This window comes from Oceanobacillus longus, from assembly GCF_042650085.1.
Classification (GTDB): domain Bacteria; phylum Bacillota; class Bacilli; order Bacillales; family Amphibacillaceae; genus Oceanobacillus; species Oceanobacillus longus.
The window spans coordinates 667,477-684,428 of the sequence record NZ_JBHSAO010000001.1 but is presented as its reverse complement, the minus strand read 5'-3'; the positions used below and the strand labels follow the sequence as shown (position 1 = coordinate 684,428).

Here is a 16,952-nt window from a genome sequence, read left to right as displayed (position 1 = left end):
ATCTCCTGTAAGTATATTCCCGCATCACGTCATATATATGTTTCAAATTTATGATGTAGGATGTCAGACAACTAATTTTAAATATAAATATAAAGCTAAGCTCTAGGATGATAAGCTTTATACATATCTTTCAGTCTCGTTTTGGTTACATGCGTATATATTTGAGTTGTAGAGATATCTGCATGTCCCAACATTTCTTGAACAACTCTTAAATCTGCTCCATTTTCCAGTAAATGTGTTGCAAATGAGTGTCTGAGTGTGTGTGGAGTAATCGTTTTATTGATTCCAGCATCTTGTACAAGGGATTTTAAAATCTTCCAAAAACCTTGCCTTGATAAAGGCCTTCCATGCTGATTAACAAACAATGCTGTTTCTTGTTTGTTATTCTTTACCAGCTTTTGCCTGGATGACTCCAGATAATTTTCCGTTGCACTTTTTGCTACATCTCCTAAGGGGACGATTCTTTCCTTTGAGCCTTTCCCTAAGCACTGAACAAAACCCATTGTTAGATGAAGATCACTAACTTTTAATGTAATTAATTCCGTGACACGAAGACCTGTTGCATATAATAATTCCAACATAGCTTTGTTACGGACTGCCAGTGCTGTGTTCTTCTGTATATCAAGTAATCTATCCACCTCATTTTGTGATAGAACATCTGGAAGCTTTCTTTCTTTTTTTGGTGTTTCAATATGTAAGCTTGCATCATGTGTAACAATCTGCTCTCGAATAAGAAACTGGTGAAAAGTTCGAATTGCTGAAACATGTCTTGATATTGTAGACGAGGATTTACCTTCATCCTTTAAAATATAAAGAAAATCCATAATATCATTTCTTGATACCGCTTCCCACGCTTGCTTTTGTCTTGATTTCTCAATACACTCCATATAATGCTTTAAGTCACGTCCATAGGATTGAAGTGTATTATCCGATAATCCTCTCTCGATTTGCAGAAAGTGAAAAAAATCTTCAATTGCGTGTTTAAGCATAACATTTACTCTCCCCGCTGAAAAATGATAGGAATTCGTTCAAATAATCTACTTTGTGATTGGTTTACCTTTATTGCGGGTCCTTCTGGAGGATCGAAACGATGCATTTGTTCATATTCACTGTGCAATAGTTGTAATCCATAATAGAATAAGAAAGTGCATAACGTGAATATGATAAAAACTTTTAGTGTATCCCATATTAATCTCTTCATACGCTAGTCTCCCTAAAATTAATTAGTCTTCTAATTTTAGGATATGCTTCGATAGAATCACAATATACTATTCAAATGTAACCTTTTTCACGGTTTTTGTAAATTAGAGTGCGTGAAAAATATATTTACTTCATGGCAATACATTTCATTCGGCTCTTTAACGTATGAAAGCCTTTCTCCGATTGGAAAAAGGCTTTCGTTATCTTTAAAGTAAGCTTTTAATCTTAAGTTGCTTTCACGGTTGCTTCCTGGCATTGTTTACAGATTCCGTGAAAGGTTAAACGATGATCCTTCACTTCGAAACCCCAGTCATTCTGTACAATTTTTTCTACGTCTTCCAATAAATCATTTACTATCTCTTCAACGGAACCACATTCAATACATACAAGATGATGATGAAAATGTTTGGCGCCTTCTTTTCGAAGATCATAACGAGAGACTCCATCACCAAAATTAATTTTATCAAGAATTTTTAATTCAGAAAGCAATTCCAAAGTCCGATATACGGTAGCCAAACCAATTTCAGGAGACTTTTCTTTTACAAGTAGATAGACATCTTCTGCACTAAGATGGTCTTCTTCTCTTTCCAATAAGACACGGACTGTCGCCTCTCGCTGAGGAGTTAGCTTATAGCTATGTGCATGCAGCTGCTTTTTTATATGTTCTATACGGTGTTCCATGGCAGGTCGCCTCCCTCATATCCCATCTTTATTATAGGCACCAAATACTTTCGTGTCAAAGTATATTCTCACCTTTTAATTATAATAAGTATAAAACAATTATTATTATTAATAAAATGATTTAATGAGTTCTTCCATAGCGTTATTGGCAATATAAGCTTCTATAAACGCTGCCAGTAATGATAATATCAATAATAAGATAAAGATAATACAATATCTAATGAATGGCTGAAGTAATTGTTGATTGTTTCTACGGGAAAAGAGTTTGTTAAGCAAGCCAAGCGAAAAAATCATTGATAATGAACCAGCCGTAATATATACAGGGATAATAATTATATTCTGAGGAGCTATGGAAAGAGAAGCTAGAAACAGCCCTTCCAGCAATCCAAGTTGATTTACAATAAAACCAACAGAAAAACCGACAACCATTCCCTTTACAAATAAGAGGATCCATACCAAAGGTAGTCCGATCACAGATAATCCTAATACAAATAATAAAATTAGGTATTTTGCATGAAAAATAAAACTTTGCCAAAAAATATCTTTCTTTTCTATAGATACTCCTTCAGTGATTTGGACAAAAAAGCGTTCCAGGTAGAAAAACAAATCCTGTTTCTGGATGAAATCCATACTATTAACAATCACTGCACCGAAAATAATTCCGGTTAAAAACAAAATAATCATAAAAAGATAGACCGTTGCATGCTGTTTAATGTGTTCCCATACCAGAAAAGTGTTTTTATACATTGGAATCCTCCCAACAAACGATAGTCATAAAGTAAGTGTTCAAAAAGGAGGATGAAAAGGACAAAAATTAATGCGACCTTTTCACCGGACTTCTTGAACAACCTCCATAATTAAAACTATGAGGATTCCGTAACAAAAATACCAATGAACTAAATTTAATAGACAATCAGGAAGGAGCAATACTCCCATATTTCCCTCCCCCACCTGCATTTATCTTAAGTTTTCCTTCGCGCATTTGAATAATAGAGTGTGCTAGTTTATCGGGTACTATTTCTACTAATTCTTCGATTGTTGCGTTGTGTATGACATTCATCTCTGTTCCAAATCTTTCAAGTAGTTTTTTAAATGTTTTAGGTCCAAGGGTTGGAATATACTCTAATGGGACCTGATGCAAGTATGGTGGTCGATTCGTCTTCGTGTTTTCCCCTGTTTTTAACTCTTGAATACGATTGAATACGCCTTTTATAATTTTGTGTGACCCACATTTAGGGCATTCCGTTACATCTGTAGCAAGTGAGGTCAGACAATTGCTGCAAACCGTTTTATGATATTTTCCTAATTGTGGATTCATACCAAAGTTTCGTAAAATTCTTCTATTTGCCACTTGATGTAAAGCCCAGTTAAACTCCTTGAAAGAAGGTTCTTTCAAAGCGATTTCTTGGTATTCCCTTGCTATTTTGGCCAAAGAATGCGCATCAGAATTCGTTACAAATGTAAAGTCATGTAATTCCTGTATTTGATCTGCCATGGGGGTATCAGAGCTTAAGCCGAGTTCAATACCATCAATCAAGTCGGGATCAAAAACTTCAACTAAAGATTTGGTTACCCCTTTCCCATATAAACTTTTAAAAGGAGTAAAAACATGAGCCGGTATAAATAATCCGTTAAGTTCTTTTACTTTATATTGGAGCTCTTTAGCTGTTCCGTAGTAACGTTGGGAGCTTAACGTTATATTTTTCATTCGCGCAGCCAACCATTCTGAAAAATGTTCCATAGCCGAAAGTGTTGGGAGATACAAGAGAACATGGATTGGTCCCTTACAATGTTCATCATAGATTTCTATTTCTGAACCGAGAATTAAAGTAACTTTTTCGAAGCGTATCCCACCGTCACTTAATTCGATGGCATCACCTTGACTGATCAATTGTTTTATTTCTTGCTGCACAGCCGGAGCATGACAATCAATGACACCAATCAAATCAATCCCTTTATTACGGCTGGACTCAAGAAGTATATTGGTTAACGTAAGATTTTTTGATGCTGTAATTTTTACAGGCTTATCGTAAATATCTCTACCGATATGAATATGCATATCAGCAAAATAGGTTTTACAATTTGATAAACGTTTATGACTTTCTATAAACCCCTTCTTTTCGGGATTTATCGCTTTCTTATTCAATGTCTTTCACCTCAATTAAGATATGAACTTATATTTTTAGTCATCAAAATATCATCACAATAATATCACAGATTATAAGAAAAAATGCCACAATATTATTGTTGTGACATTGTATCTATTTTATGCTGTTGTTTAAGATAAAAATCAAACAATACCTTTTATCTTTTCTAATCCAATCCTACAAACATATTAATGCTTTACTTCCTCATTATTGATTCGCTATCTAACAGCACAACGGTTTGGTCCAATTTCCATTTCTCTTTGTTTTTCTTCTTCCGGATTACTTTTACCCATATTTGTTTGTCGAATTTCCTGATAGGAATTTGGTTGTGGTGGAAGGTTTTCTGTAACTAATTTACGGAACTCTTCGTCACTTTCAATATTCAAACCATGGTTTTCAGAGAAAAGTGTTCCAAGTTCTTTAGCAACACTACCATCCTCATTTAACTCTTCCACAATCATAAAGTGGGCAGGTAATACAATGAGTTCTTCTGATAGTTCACGGTATCGATTATAAAGTGTCTCTCTTAAATCACTTACCCAATCTTGTGCAAGTCCTGCAAGATCTGGCCTTCCAATCGAGTCAATAAAGAGAATATCACCAGTCATTAAATATTTCTCATCCACTACGAAAGATGTTGAACCAATGGTATGGCCCGGAGAATATAAGGCATGGATGTTAATGGTAGTGTTTCCGATAGCAATATCTTCACCATCTTCTAAAGCTTTATATTCAAAGACTACTTCTTCCGCATCTTTTGGTGGTAACCAGTATGTTGCTCCAGTTTTTTCAGCTATTGCTCTTCCACCAGAAATATGGTCCGCGTGTAAATGTGTATCCAATGCATGCTTAATGGTTACCCCTTTTTCAGACGCAAAATTTGTGAAAATTTCTACCGTACGTGTTGCATCGATTACAGCTGCTTCTCCATTGGAAATGACCATATAAGACAAGCAACCTTTACCAAGACGGACAAATTGATACAATTCTCCGCCGTTGTTCAAATCGCCTACTTTAACTGGCTCCATATGTTCGCTCCATGCTTTCATTCCACCTTTGAGGTAGAACACTTCAAATCCAGCATCCGAAAGCATTTCCGATACCATGACAGATGATCCTTCTTTCGCACACACAACTAAAATTTCTTTGCTAGCAGGGATTTGCTCCTTAATTTCTTCGACACCATCTAACAATTCGAAATACGGTACATTTAAGTGTTTAATATTTTTCCCTTCGATTTTCCACTCACCGAATTCCTGTTCATTACGAACATCCAATATGAATAACTCTTCTTTATTAAAAATTTTCTCTGCAAGATCTTTTGACTCCATCGCTACAAATGACATAATAAATACCTCCACGATTTTAAAATTTGACTCTTTGGTTCTTCTCGGTACCTCAACATACCTAATGGGGTATTGTTGATTATAAAAAAATAGGAATACATCATACTTTGTGGAAACAGAGAATCAAAGCCTCTCTATTTCCCCAGTTACTCTCAAAAATGTTAAATACTTTTATCAATACATGTAATTAATCTATTTTCAATATCAGCTGCAAAGCCTTTCAACGATTCTTCATTTACCATTTCGATTAAAGCAGTTGGTTTTGGCAGGCCAATTTTGGTCTTATTGGTTTCCAAATCCTGATAAACAACAATCTTGCATGGCAGGAAATAACCTACGAGTTGATTTTCAGTTAATACGTTATTCGCTTCCTTTGGATTACAAACTTCCAATACTTCATAAGGCTGTTCAAAATCAAAACCTTTATTCTGTAATGTTTCTTTTATATCAAATTGCCAAAGTATCCCGAATTGTTCTTCTTTTAAGCTTTCTTCAAGTGATTGAATTGCTTCATCCATTGATTTTTCCGTTTCAACTGTATAATGGAACATACACTTAGGCTCCCTTCTTGATATAGAGTTTACATTTACAAATAAAATTATTTATCCAATTCACCATTCCAGTCGTTCATTCCACCAACCATATCTTCCACCTTATATCCAAGTGCTTCTAATATACCGCATGCAGCTTTGCTGCGATTACCGGATTGGCATACAACGACATAGGTTTCATTTTTATTCAATTCATCTTGACGTAAGGCGATATGACCAATTGGAATATGCTTAGCACCTGGAATTTTTCCATCTTCTACTTCATTGTTTTCCCGCACGTCTAGAATTAAAACATCTTCCCCATTTTGAAGTCGATGAGCAACTGTTTTTGGAGGTACTTGTTTTGCCATTTCATAAACAACCTTTCTTATACCCAGGCACCCATGCCGCCTTTAACATTGGTTACTTTCTCAAACCCTTTTTTCTTAAGGATTTTAGCAGCTTTTGCACTGCGCATACCACTTTGGCAAATGACGACTACTTCTTTATTTTTATCCAATTCACTGGTTCTTCCTGCTAAGCTGGATAATGGGATATTTTTAAACTTCTTCTGGTGATTTGCCTTATATTCGCCAGGTGTTCTTACATCTATAAATTGAACATCTTTTGCTTTAAATTTATCCTTTGCTTCTTTTGTAGTTATATCCGAGATCCCCTTCACCGGGAGGAAGAACTTTACCACAAAGACTACAGCAATAATCATGATAATCCATTGTAAAATATCCATCTATCAAACTCCTATTCTGTCAATTATTCAACCATCCTAGAAAAAATCCAACCATATTTTGATGGCTGTTCCTAAAATAAGTACTGCAAGGATTCCCTGCAATATTTTTGTATTTATCTTTTGACCGTATTTTGCGCCAAGAGGCGAAGCAATTAGACTTGCGATAATCATGATGACTGCAGGTACAAACAATACTTGACCGGTCATAAGTTTACCTGTAGTCGAACCAATGGAAGAGATAAATGTGATGGCAAGAGATGTAGCAATCGTCATTCTTGTTGGTATTTTTAATATAACCAGCATAATCGGTACTAAAATAAATGCTCCTGCAGCTCCCACGATTCCTGATCCAATCCCAACAATGAAAGCAAAGAAGGAAGCAATCCATCTATTAAAGGTAACTTGGTCCAAAGGGATGTCATCAATACCTTTTTTAGGAATGAACATCATCACTGCAGCAATTGTTGCTAGTATCCCGTAAACAAGATTAATTCCGTCTTCAGACATGGACTGGGAACCGAACCCTCCAATAAAACTACCTATCAGAATGGCAGCACCCATATAAATGATTAAGGTTTTGTTTAAATAGCCACTTTTCCTGTATGCCCATACACCACCAATCGTAGCAAATAATACTTGAATGGCGCTAATACCCGACACCTCATGTGCCGTGAATGTAGATAGTCCAAGCATCGCCGGAATATATAATAACATCGGATATTTGATGATTGATCCACCTATCCCAACCATTCCAGAGATGAAGGAACCAACAAAACCGATGAGAAATAGCGTTATGATAAATAAAATACTATATTCCATTTTCTAAAATTCCCTCCGCAATAAGAGGGGATCCAAAAATTGGATCCTCTTTTATACTATATTCATTTAGTTATTACCCTTTTTTTATCCAAAATTTCAGTACGTCATCTTCTTCTGTACTTTTTACGATTTCATGTCCACCAGATTTTGCCCATGCTGCCAGGTCACTTTTAGCACCCTTATCTGTTGCATGGACTTCTAGAATTTCATCACGGTTGATCTGATCCATTGCTTTTTTTGTTTTTACGATTGGCATCGGACATGCCAATCCTTTTGCGTCCAATACTTTTGCAGAATCCATCGTTTCTCCTCCTTGTTCGTTTATTTTATTAAAATGTTAGTGTAATATTAGCGTCCTTCGAAAATTCAATAAATGTTGCGGCTCCGCCAACTTCAATTCCTTCGATAAATTGATCCTTATCCAGGTTCATCACGTCCATTGTCATTTGACAACCAATCATTTTAACATCCATCTCTTGCGCCACCTGTACCAATTCCTCAATTGAAGGAACATTTGCTTGTTTGAACCCTTCTGCGAAATGTTCTTTTCCTTCTGGGAGTGCAAGGTTTTTGTGTGCCTCTTTATGAATCAAATTCAATCCTTCAAATGTGAAGAAGATTCCTACTTCTGCGTCTGATGCCGCAGCTGCTGTTGCGATATTGAATACTTTATATGCGTCGAAGAGTCCTCCGTTTGATGCGATAATTGCTACTTTTGTGTTAGCCATAATAAATTTCCTCCTAGTATTCTTTAATTTTTTTAGTTATTTTTTTCTGTTGGACCATTCCATTGAGACATACCTGGAACGACATTCTTTACATTTTTAAATCCTTTAGCTGTCAACTTTTGAGCTGCCAAGTCACTGCGACTGCCTGTACGACAGATGATAAATAGTTCTTTATCGCTCCCTAGTTCATTGATTCTGTCATCAATTTCCCCTAAGGGTATATTTTTGGCGTTGGCAATATGGCCAAATGCATATTCAGCTGGTTCTCGTACATCCAAGACCGCCACATCTTCATTTGCTTCCATCTTTTGTTGGAGTCCATCCAAATCAATTACATGTTCAAATTTCTTCTCTTCTTTTGTTTCGTGATCACTTGCCCGACGAATATAGTGTTTCAATACATCGTCTTCTTCTACAGTTCCCAGATACTGATGACCCGTTCCTTCAGACCAGGCTTTAAGATCTGCAGTAGATCCCTTATCGGTTGCTAGTACTTCTAATACATTTCCTGGATCAAGATTTGTGATCGCTTTTTTTGTCTTAACGATTGGCATCGGACATGCTAGACCTTTTGCATCGAGTATTTCATTTGCAGTGATATTCATGTATATCCTCCTTTACTCTATTTCGCCTTCCCAGCTCATCATTCCACCAGCCATATTGGTTACATCGTAGCCTTCCTCTTCCAAGAAAGCACATGCATTGTTGCTTCGTCCACCTGACCGGCAAACCATATAATAATGTTCCTCTTTGTTCAGTTCAGTATACTTTTCAGGTATCTGGCCCAGAGGAATATGACGTGCAGAAGGAATTTTTCCTAATGCTACTTCCTCGTTTTCGCGTACATCAATAATATTTACGTTCTCCCCGTTAATTATTTTTTGTTCTAATTCGATTGCAGTAATTTCTTTCATTAAGATGCCCTCCATTTTACTAGTGTATATCGTTACCCGTATAGGTATTAAATGAAACAAAAAATAAAAGTAACGACAATTGCTATATTATACCCCGTTAGGTATTTTGTCAACTAAAAAAATATTGATTGCCACTTGTGGATTTATCTACTTTTGACAAGTAAATTGACAGCTTCATTAATAACCGTTTCTGCACTTTCTCCATTCGACTGTTCTTCGCGTATACACTGCTCTAAGTTCTTGCTAACAATTAACGCTGAAGTACGATCTAAAGCAGTTTTTGCTGCAGATAACTGTGTAACAACATCTTTACAATCTTTATCTTCGTCCATCATTTTTAGTACGCCTCTTATTTGTCCTTCAATCCGTTTCAGACGGTTTTTCATTTTGTCATCATATTTCATAACTAAGTTTCTCCTTTTTTGTGATACCAATATAATATACCCCTACACGTATAAAGTCAACCCTTTTACTATATACAATAAATGGACCGATGGAATGTGCCGAAGTAGTTCACTTGTGACGAATGAGGAAAATTAAGCCTCTTAGGCCAGGTCACCGATCTGTGCTGCAAAACTTCCTAAGTTTCGCTGGTGAGGCCCGACCCTCTTCCAGCGATTACGAAGGAGTGTTCAACGGACTTCTTATCTAACTCCTTTTATAAGAAAAATGAAATCATGATTACATTCTCCCTAAGGCATGCAAATAGAGTATCGCATAGTTCGTTTTTGCATCATGGATCCGTTCCTCGATGACATATTGTTTTGCCTCTTCCAGCGTCAATTCATGGACTTCAACAAACTCATCATCATCCCCCTGTGGAGGATGATCCATTTTTACTAATTGATCCGAAATATATATATACATCAGCTCGTCAGCGAATCCTGGTGAGGTATAGAATGAGGTGACGAAGGATAAATCCTTTGTTGTATATCCTGTCTCTTCTTCCAATTCGCGAACCGCAGCTGCAAGAGGATTTTCATTTTTCTCCAGTTTGCCGGCAGGAATCTCAATCAAAGATTTTTCTAACGGTTTACGATATTGTTCTACTAGAATTATTTTATTATTTTTTGTTATCGGAATTACTGCTACAGCTCCAGGATGTTTAATAGTTTCTCTAGTTGACGTTTTACCATTGGGTAATGTGACTTCATCTACTTGTAGGTTAATTACTTTTCCGTTAAAGATTTTTTCACTTTTAATTGTTTTTTCTTCAAATTTCTTCATTTTACCACCCTTATTTGATTTATTTCTTTTTCTCATTTTAGCATAATGTGCTGACTTTCTATGTATAAAAAGTTGTAATCCATACTAGCTGTACTTACAATAAAAGACAAGGATTAAAAGGGAGTGTATTTATATTGAATAAAACCAAGTTGGGCAAATCGGACATTTTAATTTCGGAACTGACACTGGGCTGTATGTCTCTTGGTACAGAACAGTCAAAAGTTGACAGAATGATTGATTATGCTATCGATTCAGGAATTAACCATTTGGATACTGCAGATTTGTATGATTTCGGTGCAAATGAGGAAGTCATCGGAAAGGCAATGAAAGAAAAAAGAAATCAGATTATATTAACTACAAAGGTTGGAAATCATTTTAACCGTGCGACAAAGGACTGGTACTGGGATCCGTCGAAAAAGTATATTCTTCAAGCAGCAAAGGACAGTTTAAAAAGATTAAATACGGATTATATCGATTTCTACATGCTTCATGGAGGAACAATGGAAGACCCAATTAGTGAAACTATTGAAGCATTTGAACAACTGAAAAAGGAGGGACTGATCCGGGCTTATGGAATCTCCTCCATTCGACCTAATGTTATCCAGGAGTTTGTTAAGCAGTCCTCGATTGATGGTGTCATGACGCAATATAGTCTCTTAGACCGCAGACCTGAAGAAGAAGTGTTGGACTTATTGCGGTCCAATAATATCAGTGTACTAAGTCGTGGCCCACTTGCTAAAGGCATGCTGAGCAACCATGCTGAAAAACTTATTAACACGAAAGGGAAAGATGGTTACCTTGATTATTCGTATGATGAACTAAAGTCAATTAACACAGAATTATCCATATTAATAAAGGATAACGAGTCCATGAATGAACTTGCTTTGAAATATGTCCAAAAACATCCTGCTGTTACTTCAGCTGTATTTGGCGCAAGTTCGTTGGAACAGATTCGTGAAAACACTGATTTTGATCATTCTAAGTTATTGTCTGACCAAACATATGAACAAATGAAACGAATAACACATGCCAATCAGTATGACAAACATCGGCTACAATAGCATTTTATATTAAAGTAATCCTATTCAAGTGAAGGGGATATAAATTGAAATTTTTTCAATTTATATCCCTTTTTAGTATTCCATTTCGATTGTATATATGGAAACATCAAGCTTCATCGGTTTGTAACAGATTTTGAGAAGGGATAAATGGATTTAATATCCCTTCTTTGCTCGATAGTCTGAAAACCCCTTTATGGATACTCAGGTTCATTTCATCTGCAAAGAATACTGCTTGATCTTCATCGATTAATGTTACAAATTGTTCATTTTCCACAGGTGCATAGGAGTTTTTTTTGTTTTTTGTAAATCTTATAGTAGGTATTCCGTTTACACCGCATCCACAATCTGCTATGTCATACCAGAAGAGGAGATAACTATTCTTGTCGTTCTGCAGTTTTTTCAGCTGGTCTTCAGCTTCAGGAGTTATTGTTAACTTCATAAAAGATATTCTCTCCTTCATTAATTGTTCTGTTTATAAACTATAAATCCTAACCGTTAAGTTGTCTAAACATCTGCATTTACTTTTTGCTGAATTGACTTTTAAGCAGCCTTTCCATCAAGCGAGGGAATAATCTGTAAAAAATACTTCCAATCTCCATCCAAAAGGGCATATTGATTTCTCTTTTGTTTGAGAAAAGACTTTGGACAACATTTTTAGCCACCATGTCAGGATCTAGCATATAACGTTCAACGTTTTTCTGATAAGAACCCCCTGGATCGGCAATCGAAAAGAAATTGGTACGGACTGGCCCTAGGTTAACTGCTGTTACAAATATACGATCCCTCTTGATTTCCTGTCGCATGGTGTTTGTGAAGCCAAGTATTGCTTGTTTTGAAGCACCATATGCAGCAGATTTAGGCGTAGATATTTTGGCAGCTTGGGATACTATATTTACAATATGACCAGTATGATGTTCGCTAAAATGTGGAATGAGTAATTGGGAAATTTTCATAGATGCATATACATTAAGTGTAAACATCTGTGAAACGTCATTCCATTTCATATCTGTTATGTAGTCAAAAACCCCGATACCAGCATTATTAATTAGGCCATGAACTTGTTTGTGATTCAGTAGAATATGGTTGATGACTGAATCAATTTCATCTTGTTTTTGAAGGTCGATTTTATAAATAAAACTGTCAGTCCCAAACTCCTTCTTAAGATGAATTTGTAAATTAGTTAACTTGTCAATGGAACGTGCCAACATAATTGGCTTTCCACCGTTTTTTGCAATATGCCAGCAAATTCGTTCACCAATACCGCTTGAAGCGCCAGTAACAATTATTTTTTTGTTGTGGATTTTACTTTGCATAGTAATTCATAATCCCATCGTGCATCGAATAATCAATAAGCCCCTCGTCCAGTAAATAATCAAGTTGACCAATTGTTTCAGACATCGTTAAATTAATCTGCTTCTCATACTGTCTTGGAAAAAGCTGTATGCAAATTTCATATGGAGTTGAAGGATTCGATTTTAATAAATTGTATACTTTATTCGCTCGCTTTTCCTGGCTGAATAGCCGTTTGGTTATCATTTCATTTACACTGGAAAACTTTTCACCGTGACCTGGCAATACGGTTGCTATTTCCAACCGCTGGCATTTCTTTAGACTATTCCGGTACTGCAACATTGGCTTTGGCCTTTCATCCCCTTGATTAACAGGAGATTCAATTATAGGATTTGGAGAAACATGTTTTATTAGATGGTCACCACCAATAAACAATCCATCGCTTTCTCTTAAAAAAGATAGATGTGTCTGTGCATGTCCTTTTGTTTCAATAACTTTCCATTCTGGATGTCCGGGTAACAGATCCCCTTCTTCGATAGTTCCTGTTAATGTTCCCTCTCCAGCATATCGAAACGTGTCAGTTAGCTCAGAAAGAACATGGTGAAATTTTTCAGGAATTCCTGTTTGAAAGTAGAACAAATCGAAAAATTGTTCATTTTGTTGTTTAAATGTTGGATCCCTCGTTAACCATACATCTACCTTTTCATGTGCAACGATATGCTGTAGTCGTGGAAATTCTTCGATCAATCCGATATGGTCTGGGTGATGATGCGTTAAAATAAGTTGTTCGATATCATTAAGTTTATAGCCTAGTTCTTTTAATTGAAATTCTAATGCTGATTTTGCCTGTTTAGTCTTGACACCGGCATCTACAAGAGTCAGCCTATCTCCTTTTATTAAGTAAACATGAACGTCACCTACTTCAAACGGTGTAGGTATTGTCAGTTGACTGATTGTCTCTACGATATTCAATAAATATGCCCCCTACGATATGAATAGTCATTCATTTTATTTTAACTCTAATCTGGATAAAAGTACATTCATTACAATTTAATGTATGCTGACGGAGGTTAGAGCCGGTTGAAATTGACTTATCTCTAAAAATAAAACACAATTAGAAGAAAGAGGTGAAATCGATGACGAAAATCATTGCCCATCGTGGCGCCAGCAAGTATGCTCCCGAAAATACCATGCCGGCCTTTCAATTAGCATATGAGATGGGAGCGGAAGGTATCGAAACGGATGTGCAATTGACTAAAGATAACATACCTGTACTTATCCATGACGAGCATGTGAAGCGAACAACAAATAGTGTAGGGTATGTAATCGATTATAATTTTAGTGATCTGAAACATCTCGATGCAGGTTCATGGTTTTCCAATAGTTTCACAGGTATATCCATTATGTCGCTTCAGGAATTTCTAGAATGGACAATCGATAAGCCGCTTGACTTAAATATTGAGTTGAAAAACAATAAAACAGATTATAAAAATATAGAAAACATCGTATACGAAATGGTAGACCACTATAATTTATTGGAGAGAACAACCCTTTCCACCTTCAATCCAAAGAGTATTATGCGTCTGGAATCTCTAAATAAACGTATAGATAGTGCTTTACTTACATCCCGTAAGCGAAAGGATCTTGTTGTCTATGCAAAAGGGCTTGGGGCAAACGCAATTCATATAAAGTATCGATTATTGAATAAGTCTCTTGTTGAGCACTGCCATCAGGAAAAGATGGATTTGCGTGTATATACCGTTAATAAATTCTCTCACATTATGCGATGCTTCTCTACTGGGTGTGACGGGTTAATTACAGATGTACCAAATAAAGCACTAACCTATCGAAATATATTATAATAGTAATCATAGGAATTGACTTAAAATGGAGGATGAATATGGAATTAATATTTCTTGGTACTGGCGCTGGTGTTCCATCCAAAGAGCGTAATGTATCTTCTGTGGCATTAACTCTACTACAGGAAATAAATAATATCTGGTTGTTTGATTGCGGTGAAGCAACACAGCATCAAATTCTGAGAACTTCAATTAAACCTAGGAAAATAAACAAGATTTTTATTACTCATTTACACGGAGACCATATTTACGGTCTTCCAGGTTTATTAAGCAGTCGCTCGTTTCAAGCTGGTGATGAACTGCTAACTGTTTATGGACCAAAAGGCATAGAGGAATTTATTTTAACAAGCCTTCAAATCAGCGGGACCCATCTCACTTATCCCCTAAATATTGTAGAAGTAACAGAGGGAGAGATTCTGAATGAGGATAAATTTACAGTGTATGCGAAACAACTTGATCACGCCATTCAAAGTTTTGGCTATCGGGTAGTAGAAAAGGATAAACCAGGAGAGCTTTTGGTCCATAAATTAAAAGAAATTGGTATTAAGCCTGGGCCTATCTATCGTGAGATAAAAGAAAACGAAATGATTATTACGAATGATGGGATTCAGTTGTATCAGAAAGATTTAATCGGCCCAAGTAAAAAAGGCAGAGTTATTACAATACTTGGAGACACGAGAATGCAAAAAGATCACATTCCGTTCGTGAAAAATTCGGACGTATTAATACATGAGGCTACCTTTATGCATGATAAGGTGGATTTGGCAAGGGATTATTATCATTCAACGAATACACAGGCTGCTACACTAGCAGCGGAGGGTGGTGTGAAACAGTTGATTTTAACGCATATATCCTCCCGTTATCAACAGGAAGATGATCTAAGTATCTTGTCGGAAGCACGCGAAGTATTCCAAGCTACATATCTTGCAAAAGACTTTTTTGAATTTAAAATAGATAACCATAACTAGAGGAGACGTTACTATGGAGTACACCGAAGCAGTTGTTGATAATCAGCGGTCATTCTTTTTGAATGGGAATACTGTTGATTATCAATTTCGTAAAAATCAGTTACAAAAATTGAGAGATATGCTGAAAGATAATGAAGGTAAGATTTACCGAGCGTTAAAAAGAGATTTAAACAAATCGAACCATGAAACGCTTACTACTGAGCTTGGTATGCTTTATTTAGAAATTGATCTGGCGTTAAAAAACTTAAGAGTATGGATGGAACCGGATAAAGTTCAATCTCCTATTACCCATAAGGGCTCAAAAAGTTATATTATGAAGGAACCGTTTGGAGTTGTTTTAGTAATTGCTCCTTGGAATTATCCGTTACAATTGGCCATCGCACCTGTCATTGGTGCGATAGCTGCAGGGAATTGTGTCGTTATTAAACCGTCTGAACATGCCAAAGCAACCTCAGCCCTGCTTTCGAGTATGATTAATCAGACATTTGATAGCTCGTATATTACGGTGGTCGAGGGAGCTGAGGAAGCTAGTGAAGCATTGCTTAAACAGCGTTTTGACTATATCTTTTTTACAGGGAGTTCCCAAATAGGGAAAATCGTTTTGCGGGCTGCTAGTGAATATTTAACACCTGTTACACTTGAATTAGGCGGGAAAAGCCCGGTAATTGTTGATGAAGATGCAAATATTAATTTCGCTGCCAAGAGAATCGTATGGGGTAAATTTACAAATGCAGGACAAACCTGTGTTGCGCCAGATTATGTATACGTACATGAAAAAGCAAAATTTAAACTCTTAAAAGCGATGAAAAAATATATTAAAACACTATATGGTAGAGAACCTTTAAAGAATGAAGACTTTACTAGAATCATCAATGAAAAACAGTTTGACCGTCTTGAAAAATTCCTTTCAGAAGGTTCCGTGTTACATGGTGGAAATACCAATCGTGAATCACTGATGATCGAGCCAACCATTTTGGATAAAATAACATGGGAAGATTCCATTATGAAAGATGAGATCTTTGGTCCAATTTTACCTGTTCTGACATTTACTAATATCGAAGACGCTCTCTTTAAAATTAAAAGGATGGAAAAGCCACTCGCTCTTTATTATTTTGGTGAGAATGAAAAAATGCAACAGCAGGTGATGGAGTATGTATCATTTGGTGGTGGTTCCATAAATGATACCTTATATCATCTCGCCAATCCACATCTTCCATTTGGAGGAGTTGGGAATAGTGGTATGGGAGCCTATCATGGAAAGTATAGTTTTGATACTTTTACTCACAAGAAAAGCATTTTAAAACAGACTACTAAATTTGATATGCCTTTTCGCTATCCAGGCAATAAAATGGCGTCAAAGGTTGTTAAAAACTTAATGAAATAATAAATAATTCCTTGCATATAAAAACCCGTACCTCTCAATAGGTGCGGGTT

General features: G+C 36.2%; 23 protein-coding genes. 4 read left to right on the top strand and 19 right to left on the bottom strand.

Annotated elements, in window-relative coordinates; all coding sequences use genetic code 11:
* Positions 1 to 95: 95 nt before the first annotated feature.
* The 16 genes from xerD to ACFOUV_RS03440 all read right to left on the bottom strand — a co-directional run bounded on the left by xerD (position 96) and on the right by ACFOUV_RS03440 (position 10,340).
* Entirely contained in the window at positions 96 to 989 is an 894-nt protein-coding gene (xerD, locus tag ACFOUV_RS03515) for a site-specific tyrosine recombinase XerD (protein WP_379495372.1), read from the bottom strand.
* Between the two features lie 5 nt (positions 990 to 994).
* The gene (locus ACFOUV_RS03510; protein ID WP_379495371.1) at positions 995 to 1,201 is read right to left on the bottom strand and encodes a DUF4227 family protein; all 207 of its coding nucleotides are present in this window, start codon (positions 1,199 to 1,201) and stop codon (positions 995 to 997) included.
* Between the two features lie 224 nt (positions 1,202 to 1,425).
* Entirely contained in the window at positions 1,426 to 1,881 is a 456-nt protein-coding gene (fur, locus tag ACFOUV_RS03505) for a ferric iron uptake transcriptional regulator (protein WP_379495370.1), read from the bottom strand.
* Between the two features lie 108 nt (positions 1,882 to 1,989).
* Positions 1,990 to 2,628 carry a stage II sporulation protein M gene (gene spoIIM / locus ACFOUV_RS03500; RefSeq protein ID WP_379495369.1) on the bottom strand — a complete coding sequence of 213 codons (639 nt, stop codon included), beginning with the start codon at positions 2,626 to 2,628 and terminating at the stop codon, positions 1,990 to 1,992.
* 166 nt (positions 2,629 to 2,794) lie between these two features.
* Entirely contained in the window at positions 2,795 to 3,940 is a 1,146-nt protein-coding gene (locus ACFOUV_RS03495; protein WP_379495750.1) for an endonuclease Q family protein, read from the bottom strand.
* Positions 3,941 to 4,246: 306 nt separating this feature from the next.
* On the bottom strand, positions 4,247 to 5,374 hold the full coding sequence (locus ACFOUV_RS03490) for an MBL fold metallo-hydrolase (protein WP_379495368.1): 1,128 nt from the start codon (positions 5,372 to 5,374) through the stop codon (positions 4,247 to 4,249).
* A 161-nt stretch (positions 5,375 to 5,535) separates the two neighbouring features.
* On the bottom strand, positions 5,536 to 5,925 hold the full coding sequence (locus ACFOUV_RS03485) for a DUF302 domain-containing protein (RefSeq protein ID WP_379495367.1): 390 nt from the start codon (positions 5,923 to 5,925) through the stop codon (positions 5,536 to 5,538).
* A 47-nt stretch (positions 5,926 to 5,972) separates the two neighbouring features.
* Entirely contained in the window at positions 5,973 to 6,275 is a 303-nt protein-coding gene (locus ACFOUV_RS03480) for a rhodanese-like domain-containing protein (protein WP_379495366.1), read from the bottom strand.
* 17 nt (positions 6,276 to 6,292) lie between these two features.
* Entirely contained in the window at positions 6,293 to 6,652 is a 360-nt protein-coding gene (locus ACFOUV_RS03475; protein ID WP_379495365.1) for a rhodanese-like domain-containing protein, read from the bottom strand.
* A 36-nt stretch (positions 6,653 to 6,688) separates the two neighbouring features.
* A complete protein-coding gene (locus ACFOUV_RS03470; RefSeq protein WP_379495364.1) occupies positions 6,689 to 7,471 on the bottom strand; it encodes a sulfite exporter TauE/SafE family protein in 783 nt (260 codons plus the stop codon).
* 73 nt (positions 7,472 to 7,544) lie between these two features.
* Entirely contained in the window at positions 7,545 to 7,772 is a 228-nt protein-coding gene (locus tag ACFOUV_RS03465) for a sulfurtransferase TusA family protein (RefSeq protein ID WP_379495363.1), read from the bottom strand.
* Between the two features lie 28 nt (positions 7,773 to 7,800).
* A complete protein-coding gene (locus ACFOUV_RS03460; RefSeq protein WP_379495362.1) occupies positions 7,801 to 8,199 on the bottom strand; it encodes a DsrE/DsrF/DrsH-like family protein in 399 nt (132 codons plus the stop codon).
* Positions 8,200 to 8,231: 32 nt separating this feature from the next.
* Positions 8,232 to 8,804, bottom strand: a complete 573-nt coding sequence (locus tag ACFOUV_RS03455) for a sulfurtransferase TusA family protein (RefSeq protein WP_379495361.1) — start codon at positions 8,802 to 8,804, stop codon at positions 8,232 to 8,234.
* A 12-nt stretch (positions 8,805 to 8,816) separates the two neighbouring features.
* Positions 8,817 to 9,113 (bottom strand): rhodanese-like domain-containing protein, encoded by a 297-nt coding sequence (locus ACFOUV_RS03450; protein ID WP_379495360.1) that lies wholly within the window; start codon positions 9,111 to 9,113, stop codon positions 8,817 to 8,819.
* A 143-nt stretch (positions 9,114 to 9,256) separates the two neighbouring features.
* Positions 9,257 to 9,517 (bottom strand): metal-sensitive transcriptional regulator, encoded by a 261-nt coding sequence (locus ACFOUV_RS03445; protein ID WP_379495359.1) that lies wholly within the window; start codon positions 9,515 to 9,517, stop codon positions 9,257 to 9,259.
* 277 nt (positions 9,518 to 9,794) lie between these two features.
* Positions 9,795 to 10,340, bottom strand: a complete 546-nt coding sequence (locus tag ACFOUV_RS03440; protein WP_379495358.1) for an NUDIX hydrolase — start codon at positions 10,338 to 10,340, stop codon at positions 9,795 to 9,797.
* A 134-nt stretch (positions 10,341 to 10,474) separates the two neighbouring features.
* On the opposite strand from ACFOUV_RS03440, the gene ACFOUV_RS03435 reads away from it, so the two are divergent.
* Positions 10,475 to 11,401 carry an aldo/keto reductase gene (locus tag ACFOUV_RS03435; protein WP_379495357.1) on the top strand — a complete coding sequence of 309 codons (927 nt, stop codon included), beginning with the start codon at positions 10,475 to 10,477 and terminating at the stop codon, positions 11,399 to 11,401.
* 106 nt (positions 11,402 to 11,507) lie between these two features.
* On the opposite strand, the gene ACFOUV_RS03430 is transcribed toward ACFOUV_RS03435, so the two are convergent.
* From ACFOUV_RS03430 to ACFOUV_RS03420, 3 genes are all read right to left on the bottom strand, one after another.
* Positions 11,508 to 11,840, bottom strand: a complete 333-nt coding sequence (locus ACFOUV_RS03430) for an iron-sulfur cluster biosynthesis family protein (RefSeq protein WP_379495356.1) — start codon at positions 11,838 to 11,840, stop codon at positions 11,508 to 11,510.
* Positions 11,841 to 11,919: 79 nt separating this feature from the next.
* A complete protein-coding gene (locus tag ACFOUV_RS03425) occupies positions 11,920 to 12,714 on the bottom strand; it encodes an SDR family NAD(P)-dependent oxidoreductase (protein ID WP_379495355.1) in 795 nt (264 codons plus the stop codon).
* Entirely contained in the window at positions 12,704 to 13,663 is a 960-nt protein-coding gene (locus ACFOUV_RS03420; RefSeq protein ID WP_379495354.1) for an MBL fold metallo-hydrolase, read from the bottom strand. The genes ACFOUV_RS03425 and ACFOUV_RS03420 overlap by 11 nt, the downstream gene beginning before the upstream one ends.
* Before the next feature lie 164 nt (positions 13,664 to 13,827).
* Between ACFOUV_RS03420 and ACFOUV_RS03415 the strand changes: the two genes are divergently transcribed.
* The 3 genes from ACFOUV_RS03415 to ACFOUV_RS03405 are packed head-to-tail and all read left to right on the top strand — an operon-like array spanning position 13,828 to position 16,902.
* Complete coding sequence (locus tag ACFOUV_RS03415) at positions 13,828 to 14,553, top strand: glycerophosphodiester phosphodiesterase (RefSeq protein ID WP_379495353.1); 726 nt, start codon at positions 13,828 to 13,830, stop codon at positions 14,551 to 14,553.
* 38 nt (positions 14,554 to 14,591) lie between these two features.
* Entirely contained in the window at positions 14,592 to 15,518 is a 927-nt protein-coding gene (gene rnz, locus ACFOUV_RS03410) for a ribonuclease Z (RefSeq protein ID WP_379495352.1), read from the top strand.
* A 13-nt stretch (positions 15,519 to 15,531) separates the two neighbouring features.
* A complete protein-coding gene (locus ACFOUV_RS03405) occupies positions 15,532 to 16,902 on the top strand; it encodes an aldehyde dehydrogenase (RefSeq protein WP_379495351.1) in 1,371 nt (456 codons plus the stop codon).
* Positions 16,903 to 16,952: the final 50 nt, after the last annotated feature.